Below are 9,561 nucleotides of genomic sequence, written 5' to 3'. Positions count from 1 at the left end.
CCGAAACCTCCATGAAGTCGACCCCGTACCGGAAGGGCGTCACCACCCCGGCTCCGACACCGGCCGCCATCCCCTCATACCGGCGGGCGCGGTGGGCGGCTTGGAATCCGCATGAGGGCGCCCGCCGGTATGAGGGGATGGCGGCCGGTGTCGGAGCCGGGGTGGTGACGCCCTTCCGGTACGGGGCCGACTTCATGGAGGTTTCGGAGTGGCGCGAGGTGAGGCGATGGGACATCGAGGAGGGCACGTGGACCCGCGTCCATGAACGCCCGGGCGCGCTGCACCGGTGGACCCTGACAGCCCCGCCGCAACTGCCCGGAACGGCCGTGGCCTTGACGCACGACATGGACCTCGCCGTCGAGAAGGACCCGTACACGCGCGTGACGGTGGCACGGGCACGGGTGCTGAACTTCTGGTCAGTGGGACGCCGCCGGTGGCTGCTGCCGACCAGTACGGCCGTCGACCACGAGCCGTCCCGGCGCACGAACGCGTGGGAACGCTTCGAGCGGGCCGAGCCACGGCTGGCGGAACAGGTGGTGGTCCTCGCGGACTCGGAGGAGGAGCCGGTCGCTGCCGCCTTGCGGTTCAAGGACGGACACCTGCTCGTCTACCGGCTGGAGAACACCGCCGCCTATCGACCGCTCACCGTCCGCCAGCGGCTCGCGCTGCGGCAGAGCGACATCCAGGACTGGGAGGCACGGGCCGACCAGCTGACCGCGACCCTCTGGCAGACCGTGGCCCCCCAGATGTGGACACGCGTCACCGTCTGCGCGGCGCCCCGAGACCTGCCACCGATGTCCCTGTTGCTGGGACGTGTGGACGGCCGTGTAGTGGAGTTCGACCTCGACACCGGGGAGACCGGTCCGGAGGTGCGCACCGGCCACGAGGGCCCGGTCACCCATATCGACCTGGTCACCGGGCACCCTCAGGGCCGTCTGCTGGTCACCGCGGGCGACGACCGCAGCGTCCGGGTCTCCTCCGTCAGCGGTGGCGCACCGGTGCGCACCCTCCTCGCCGGCAACTCCGCCGTCGCCTCTTTCGCCATCGGACACATGGACCACCAGTGGATCGTGGCGATCGTGACGGACGACGGGCTGCTGCACCGCATCGACCTCGACAGCGGCCGCCCGATCGGCCTGCCGCTGCGGGTGGACCGGGGCACGTCCGCGCGGGTCGAGGCCTTCCGGCTCGGAGCCGGTTTCTGCCTGTCCGTCCAGGGCGACACCCGCGGCCTGCAACTGTTCGATCTGGTCAGCGGTGAACGGATCGGCGGACAGGTCGCGGACCACTCGGCGACCGCTGTGTGCACTGTCGACGACGTGGTGTGCGTGGGAGGTTCGGACGGTGTCATACGCCTGTGGCCCACCGCCCATGTCACGGACTCCGTCCACTTCACCGCCCACGAGGGCCCGGTCCTGGCCCTGACCGCGATCCGCGGCCCCTCCGGCACCGCCGCGCTCGTCAGCGTCGGCGGAGACTACGAGATCCGTTGCTGGGACCCGGTCCGGGCCGAGGAACGGTGGCGGCGCAGCTTCCTGGACCCCGGCCGCCACGAGGTCCCGCTGGTCGGCTCCGCCGCGACGGGACGCACGGCCGACGGCCGGGACTTCGTCGTCACCGGGGAGTACGGAGGCCGTGTCGGCGTCCTCCTGCTCCGCGACGGACTGCCGGTGGCGGAGCAGGAGTTCACTGTGCCGGACACGGTCACCGCTCTGACCGCCGGTCGGGTGGGGAACCGGGACGTGGTCGTCGTCGGCACCGCCTCCGGCCGCCTGGCCTGCTGGGACGTCGTCGCGGGCCGGATGTATGTACAGGGGCCGCTCCCCGAGGAACCGGTGTGGACGACCGCCGTCGCGCTCGCCCCGGACGGCTCGGGGCGGGTGGCGACCGGAGGGTTCGACGGGACCGTACGGGAGTGGTCCCTGCCGACATGCCGACAGCTCGGCCCGACGCGGGCGGCGCACCGGGGACGCGTGTGCGCGCTGGCCTACGACGTCGGCGACCTCGTCGGGTCAGGCGGTGACCAGCGCCTGGTGTCCTACGCCGACGGGTGGGAACGTCGGATGCCACGGCCGGCCGGGGTGTTCCGGGCGACGCAAGGCGGATTGCTCTGCGGTGACGAGGGCGGTGAGGTCTGGCGGCTCGTGAACATCGCGGACGGCCGCCGGGTGACGGAGGCCTTCGACTCGCCGGGCACCGTCTGGGCTGCCGCTGACGTGCCGGGGGACGGCCGGTCGAACGTTGTGACAGGCGGTGACAACGGTGTGCTCCAGGTACGGGACGGGCGGACCGGCACACTGCTGAGCCGACTGCGGCCGACCTGCGACAGCGGCATCGACGACCTGCGCGTCGTGACACGGTGGCCGTCACCCGACGGAACGCCTCGCACGGTGCTGTTCTCGCGTAGCGACAGCGGACTGCTCGAACACTGGGACTTCGCCGAGGGAAGCCCCCCGCGTGTGAACGGCTCACCGTTGGTGACCCCGGCTCCGCACACCAGGGCCCTGTCCCGGCTGGCGGTCCTGCCGGACGGGAAGGGCAGAGAGACCCTGCTGTCCCTCACCACCTGGGACGCCGACCCCATGGCCCACAGGTACGTCTTTCAGAAGCCCTCCTGGGCGAAGAGCGACATCCACTTGGCCGTCCACGACATCGCCCACGGCCCGCTGCTCGATCAGCCGTGCCGCCCTCTCGGCGAGACGACGCCGCTCGGGACGATTCGCGCCGTGCGTTGTGGGGACACGCCGTTGGTTCTCGTGCCGCTCGGGAGCACCGTGATCCGTGTGCTGGACGTGACCGCGAGACGGTGGGCCGAGCTGCCGGGCGACGAACTCGTCGACGTGTTCCCGACCACCGTCGCGGGCCGGGCCGGGATCCTCGTCGTCGGTGCCCGATGGACCAGGATCTTCGCCTGGGAGGACCTGAACGCCCGTCTGGCCCGTGGCGGCGAACGCCCCACGCGCGTGTGGCCGGGAGAACGGCGTCGACTCCGCGGGCGGCGAGCGAAACCACCCATGGTCCCGGTCCACGAACACGCGGGCGCCCTGCGCCGCTACCTGGTCCGCCACACCGCCCTCCTCCCCGACGGCCTGACCTACGCCGTGGCCGGCCACACCCAGCTCGCCGTAGTCGGGATCCACGACGGCCGGGTCCACCGCGAGATCGACCTCCCCTCCCGCTGCACCGCCCTCACCACCGGCCCCGCCGGAGAACTGATCGTCGGCACCCGCAACGGCGTGATCCTCTTCGACTGACCGCCACTGATCACCTCATCGCGGTTTTGCGACCTGACCCCCGGCAGGGACTCCCCTCCATGCCTACCGGTCGGTATCCTCGCCGGGACAGGCACCGTCGCCCCGGGAGGACCCGTGTCCCGCACCGCACTCCGTATCTGCCCCCTGTGCGAGGCCACCTGCGGCCTGACGCTCACCATCGACGGGACTCGGGTCACCGGCGCCCGCGGCGACCGTGACGATGTGTTCAGCAAGGGGTTCATCTGCCCCAAGGGCGCCTCGTTCGGGGCCGTCGACGGTGACCCCGACCGGCTGCGCACCCCGCTCGTGCGCAAGGACGGTGAGCTGCGCGAGGCCACCTGGGAGGAGGCGTTCGACGCGGTGGCCGCGGGGATCCGGCCGGTCGTCGAGCGGTACGGGCCGAACTCCGTGGGAGTCGTCCTCGGCAACCCCAACGTCCACACCATGGCCGGCGCCCTCTACCCGACGGTGCTGCTCGCCGGCCTCGGCACCCGCAGTGTCTTCACCGCCTCCACGATCGACCAGATGCCCAAGCACGTCTCCAGCGGGCTGCTCTTCGGGGACGCCAACGCGATCCCGGTGCCGGACCTGGACCACACCGACCATCTGCTGCTGATCGGCGCCAACCCCCTGGAGTCCAACGGCAGTCTGTGCACCGCCCCCGACTTCCCCGGCAAGCTCAAGGCGCTCAAGGCCCGCGGCGGCACCCTCACCGTCATCGACCCCCGCCGCACCCGCACCGCCAAGCTCGCCGACCGCCACCTCGCGATCCGCCCCGGCACGGACGCGCTGCTGCTCGCGGCGATGGCGTACACGCTGTTCGAGGAAGACCTCGTGGACACCGGGGAGCTGGCCCCGCATCTGCTCGGGCTCGACGAACTCCCGCGAGAACTGGGCGACTTCACCCCCGAAGCGGTCGCCGACGCCTGTGACGTCGACGCCGGCACCATCCGCACCCTGGCCCGCGAACTCGCCGCCGCCCCCACCGCCGCCGTCTACGCTCGTATCGGCAGCTGCACGGTCCCGCACGGCACCCTCGCCAGCTGGCTGGTCGACGTACTGAACATCCTCACCGGCAACCTCGACCGCCCCGGCGGCGCCCTCTTCCCGCAGGCGGCCACCGACCGGACGCCCCGCCCCGCCGGACCCAGCCACGGGTTCGCCCTCGGCCGCTGGCACTCCCGGGTGAGCCGCCACCCCGAGGCGAAGGGCGAGCTGCCGATCTCCGCGCTCGCCGAGGAGATCGACACCGCGACCCCCGAGGGCGAGCCGATCCGGGCGCTCATCGCCGTGGCCTCCAACCCCGTGCTGTCCGTGCCCGACGGCGACCGCCTCGACAAGGCGCTCGACTCGCTCGACTTCATGGTCAGCGTCGACCCCTATCTCAACGAGACCTCGCGCCACGCCGACGTCGTACTGCCGCCGCCCCCGCCCTCCCAGAGCCCGCACCACGACTTCGCCTTCAACACGCTCGCCGTCCGCAACCAGGTCCGCTACAACCGCCCCGCCGTGCCCCTGGAGTCCGGCCGGATGGCCGAGACCGAGATCCTGTCCCGGCTGATCCTCGCCGCGACCGGTATGCACGGCGCCGACCCGTCGGCCGTCGACGACCTCGTCATCGGGCAGACCCTCGGCAAGGCGGTCAAGGAACCGTGGTCACCGGTGCACGGGCGCGACCCGAAGGAGCTCGCCGCGCGCCTCACCGGCGTCAGCGGCCCCGAACGGCGGCTCGACATGATGCTGCGCCTCGGTCCGTACGGCGACGGGTTCGGCGTACGACCCGAGGGGCTGGCCCTGGAGCGGCTGCTGGCGCATCCGCACGGCATCGACCTCGGGCCGCTCGGCCGGCGGCTGCCGCAGCCGCTGAAGACCCGCAGCGGCAAGGTCGAGCTGCTGGCACAGCCGATCGTCGACGATCTGCCGCGGCTGCGGCAGGCCCTGGCCGAGCGGCCCGACGGGCTCGTCCTCGTCGGCCGCCGCCATCTGCGCTCCAACAACAGCTGGATGCACAACGTCCCCGCCCTCACCGGCGGCACCAACCGCTGCACCCTGCACATCCACCCCGAGGACGCCGAGCGGCTCGGCATCCTCGACAAGGGGCTGGTGCGGGTGAAGGGGGCCGGGGGAGAGGTGACCGCTCCCGTCGAGGTCACCACCGACGTGCGCCCCGGCGTGGTCAGCCTCCCGCACGGCTGGGGTCACGACCGGCCCGGCACCCGCCTCAACCACGCCCTGAAGGACCCCGGCGTCAACGTCAACCAGCTCCTCGACGGCAGCCTCCTCGACCCCCTCTCGGGCAACGCGGTCCTCAACGGCGTACCGGTAAAGGTGGCCACTACAGCGGCCCTGTGAGCAGCACAAAGCTGTGACCTGGGGTTTTGCGCTTATTGCTCGCATGTCAACGTCTTGTTAACGCTGCTTGAGCGGACCTAACGTCATCGCACTGCCGACTCCGGTGGGAGTTCAAGGGCGAACGTTAGGTATCCACTCATGCTGACCATCCTCGGCTTCGCCATGATCGCGACCTTCCTGGTCCTGATCATGATGAAGAAGATGTCGCCGATCGCGGCGCTCGTGCTGATCCCGGCACTGTTCTGCGTCTTCGTAGGGAAGGGCGCCCACCTCGGTGACTACGTCATCGACGGCGTCACCAGCCTCGCCCCCACCGCGGCGATGCTCATGTTCGCGATCGTCTACTTCGGTGTGATGATCGATGTCGGCCTCTTCGACCCGATCGTCCGGGGGATCCTGAAGTTCGCCAAGGCCGACCCGATGCGGATCGTCGTCGGTACGGCGATCCTCGCCGCGATCGTCTCGCTCGACGGCGACGGCTCGACCACCTTCATGATCACGGTCTCGGCGATGTACCCGCTGTACAAGCGCCTGAAGATGAGCCTGGTCGTGATGACCGGTGTGGCCGCCATGGCCAACGGCGTCATGAACACCCTGCCGTGGGGCGGCCCGACCGCCCGCGCCGCCACCGCGCTCAAGCTCGACGCCAGCGACATCTTCGTCCCGATGATCCCGGCCCTGCTCGTGGGCCTGCTGGGTGTCTTCGTCCTCTCGTACTTCCTCGGTCTGCGTGAGCGCAAGCGGCTGGGCGTGCTGACGCTGGGCGAGATCCTGGTGGAGGAGAAGGTCGAGGAGAAGGAGTCCGAGACGGTTCTCGTGGGTGCCGGGTCCGGCGCCTCGGGCACGGACAAGGCCACCGGCGGCTCCGGTTCCGGTTCCGGTTCCGGCACCGACGCCGAGGATGACGACGACGAGGAGCGCTTCACGGTCCTCGACCCGAACCGCGCCACCCTGCGTCCCAAGCTCTACTGGTTCAACGCCGGCGTCACCATCGCCCTGCTCACCTCCATGATCATGGAGTGGCTGCCGATCCCCGTGCTGTTCCTGATCGGCGCCGCCCTCGTGCTCACCGTGAACTTCCCGCACATCCCCGACCAGAAGGCCCGGCTCGCCGCCCACGCCGACAACGTCCTGAACGTCTCCGGCATGGTCTTCGCCGCCGCCGTCTTCACCGGCGTCCTCCAGGGCACCGGCATGGTCGACCACATGGCCCGCTGGATGGTCGACGTCATCCCCGAGGGCATGGGCCCGCACATGGCCCTCGTCACCGGTCTGCTGAGCCTCCCGCTCACCTACTTCATGTCGAACGACGGTTTCTACTTCGGCGTCCTCCCGGTCCTCGCCGAGGCCGGCGCCGCGCACGGTGTCTCGCCGCTGGAGATGGCCCGCGCCTCCCTGGTCGGCCAGCCGCTGCACATGTCGAGCCCGCTCGTCCCGGCCGTCTACGTCCTGGTCGGCATGGCGAAGGTCGAGTTCGGCGACCACACCAAGTTCGTGGTGAAGTGGGCGGCGCTGACCTGCCTCCTGATCCTGGCGGCGGGAATCCTGTTCGGCATCATCTGACCGATCTGACAGAGGACTTGAACATGGTGCCCGGTGGGAACCGCGGCTGGCTGCTCCGCCTCGTCATCGCCTTCGGCTTCGCGCAGGGGGCGGTGTCGATGGCCCGGCCCGCCGTCTCCTACCGGGCCCTCGCGCTGGGCGCGGACGAGCGGGCGATCGGAGTGATCGCGGGGGTCTACGCCCTGCTCCCGCTGTTCGCCGCAGTACCCCTGGGGCGCCGTACCGACCACGGCCGGTGCGCGCCCCTGCTGCCGGTCGGCGTGGTCCTGATATCCGGCGGCTGCGCCCTGAGCGGCATCGCGGACTCCCTCTGGGCGATGGCGGTCTGGAGCGGAGTGATGGGGCTCGGCCACCTCTGCTTCGTGATCGGCGCCCAGTCCCTCGTCGCCCGCCAGTCCGCCCCGCACGAACAGGACCGCAACTTCGGCCACTTCACCATCGGCGCCTCCCTCGGCCAGCTGGTCGGCCCCGTCGCGGCGGGCGCGCTGATCGGCGGCCCGGACATGGCGGGCACGAGCGCGCTCGCGCTGATCGTCGCGGGGGCGGGTGGCGCGGTCGCGTTCACGTCGCTGTGGCGCATAGAGCACCGCGACACGGCGGCCGGGTCCCGTGCGGGGCACGGTGACCGCGTCCCCGTCCAGCGCATCCTCCGGGCCCGGGGCGTACCCGCCGGCATCTTCGTCAGCCTCGCCGTGCTGTCCGCGACCGACATCCTCACCGCCTACCTCCCGGTGGTCGGCGAACACCGGGGCATCGCCCCCTCCGTCATCGGCCTGCTGCTCAGCCTCCGTGCGGCGGCCACGATCGCCTGCCGGCTGGTGCTGACCCCGCTGCTGCGACTGCTGGGCCGCTCGCTCCTGCTCACCGTCACCTGCCTGCTGGCGGCCGTGCTGTGCGCGGGGATCGCCCTGCCGGTGCCCGTGTGGGCGCTCGCCCTGATGCTCGCCGTCCTCGGCTTCTGCCTCGGCGTCGGACAGCCGCTCTCCATGACGACGGTCGTCCAGGCGGCCCCCGACGGCGCCCGCTCCACGGCCCTCGCGCTGCGGCTGACCGGCAACCGCCTGGGCCAGGTCGCCGCCCCCGCCACGGCGGGCCTGATCGCGGGCGTCGCGGGTGCGGCGGCGCCCTTCGTGATGCTGGGCGTGCTGTTGCTGCTCTCCTCGGGCGTCGCGCTGCGCTCACCGGCGAAGCCGGTCGCGGAGCCTGTCGCGCCGCGTCGGCCGGGGGTCTCCTTGGGCCGGAAGAGCGATGACTGACGGGCCGTAGGGCGAGGCTCCGCCCTTTGGCGAGAGGCATGTGAAAGAGAGTCAGGCGAAGTGTGATTTGTACGACAATCACCTGACTCGGAGGACTTCGTATGCCCACCACGTCTCTCGCACGCCGAGCCGGAGCACGCACCGCCGCGCTCGCGGCCCTCACCGTCGCGCTCGGCCCGCTGTCCGGGATGTCCACGGCGGGTGCCGTGCCACTGGCGCCCGGGGACAACGGCACCGTCAAGATCCACACGGCGCCCTACGGAACGGTGGAGCGCACGCCGTACGGTGACCCGCGCGACGAACCGAAGGTCTGCAAGTTCTACATCGACGCCGCCAACTTCGACCAGGGCCAGGAGGTCACCTGGAGCATCGTGACCCAGCCCCCCGTCGCCAACGGTGCCACGCTCTCCGGTGAGATCGCGCTCCCGACCGGCGCCGGGCACACGCAGGACTACACGCTGCCGGACGGGCAGTACAAGCTCACCTGGAACATCACCGGTGGGTCGGGCGCGGGCAAGCACAAGGTGTTCAAGGTCGACTGTGTCACCCCGCCGGGCGGCACCGGTGGCCCTGGCGGCGGTCCCGGTGGTCCCGGCGGTGGCCCGGGCGGTCCGAACGGCGGTCCGCCCGCGGGGGGCGGCGGGATCGCGCGCGACCAGGCGTTCGCCCCGGTCGCCGGTGCCGCGGCCGTAGGCGTGGCCGCGGTCGGCGGGGTGGTGTGGTTCCGGCTCCGCCGTCGCCCGCATGGCGCGTAGGCGTCGACGCCGGCCCTGGTACCGGACGCGCGCCTACCGCCTGGCGAGAACGGTCGTGATGACCCTCTCGCTGGTGGCGGGCGGCGGCTGGTGGGCCCAGGGCGAGGAGCCGGGCGGGGCGGTCGAGGCCGCCCCGCCCGCCTCCCGTGCGGCACCGCCCGCCACGGACCGGACCGACGCCCGAGGGGGCGCGGTGCAGCGTGCGCTCGGCACCGGGGTGTCGGTCCCGCGCCGCCCGGACGAACTGCCGCGCACCGGTGAGCCGGCGCCGCGCCGCCCGGAGGCACGGCCACGCACCGGCGCGTCCGCCCCACGTCCGCGCGGCCAGGAGCCGGCCCCGCACCGCCCGGGCGCACCGGCGCCTGTGTCTTATACACAACT

5 protein-coding genes and 1 pseudogene are annotated in these 9,561 nt (G+C 71.9%); all 6 read left to right on the top strand.

The features are described 5' to 3' along the window. Positions 1–194: 194 nt before the first annotated feature. On the top strand, positions 195–3,254 hold the full coding sequence (locus HLK59_RS45120; protein ID WP_171147481.1) for a WD40 repeat domain-containing protein: 3,060 nt from the start codon (positions 195–197) through the stop codon (positions 3,252–3,254). A gap of 114 nt (positions 3,255–3,368) precedes the next feature. Continuing rightward, positions 3,369–5,606 carry a molybdopterin oxidoreductase family protein gene (locus HLK59_RS45115; protein WP_171147480.1) on the top strand — a complete coding sequence of 746 codons (2,238 nt, stop codon included), beginning with the start codon at positions 3,369–3,371 and terminating at the stop codon, positions 5,604–5,606. Positions 5,607–5,744: 138 nt separating this feature from the next. Continuing rightward, positions 5,745–7,169: a citrate:proton symporter gene (locus HLK59_RS45110; protein WP_171147479.1), complete on the top strand. Its 1,425-nt coding sequence runs from the start codon at positions 5,745–5,747 to the stop codon at positions 7,167–7,169. A 23-nt stretch (positions 7,170–7,192) separates the two neighbouring features. Then, the gene (locus HLK59_RS45105; protein ID WP_171147478.1) at positions 7,193–8,425 is read left to right on the top strand and encodes an MFS transporter; all 1,233 of its coding nucleotides are present in this window, start codon (positions 7,193–7,195) and stop codon (positions 8,423–8,425) included. A 101-nt stretch (positions 8,426–8,526) separates the two neighbouring features. Continuing rightward, positions 8,527–9,180: a hypothetical protein gene (locus tag HLK59_RS45100; protein ID WP_171147477.1), complete on the top strand. Its 654-nt coding sequence runs from the start codon at positions 8,527–8,529 to the stop codon at positions 9,178–9,180. Next, positions 9,170–9,561: pseudogene (locus HLK59_RS51650) on the top strand (hypothetical protein); the annotation flags it as partial. The gene HLK59_RS45100 and the pseudogene HLK59_RS51650, both read left to right, overlap by 11 nt.

Source organism: Streptomyces sp. S3(2020) (assembly GCF_013044505.1).
Lineage (GTDB): Bacteria > Actinomycetota > Actinomycetes > Streptomycetales > Streptomycetaceae > Streptomyces.
Note: the sequence above shows the minus strand (reverse complement) of the source record. Positions and strands in the feature narration are given on the sequence as shown.

Coding starts and splice junctions, on each gene's coding strand:
- HLK59_RS45120 (WP_171147481.1), top strand. CDS start 195: ATGGAGGTTTCGGAGTGGCGCGAGGTGAGGCGATGGGACATCGAGGAG.
- HLK59_RS45100 (WP_171147477.1), top strand. CDS start 8,527: ATGCCCACCACGTCTCTCGCACGCCGAGCCGGAGCACGCACCGCCGCG.
- HLK59_RS45110 (WP_171147479.1), top strand. CDS start 5,745: ATGCTGACCATCCTCGGCTTCGCCATGATCGCGACCTTCCTGGTCCTG.
- HLK59_RS45105 (WP_171147478.1), top strand. CDS start 7,193: ATGGTGCCCGGTGGGAACCGCGGCTGGCTGCTCCGCCTCGTCATCGCC.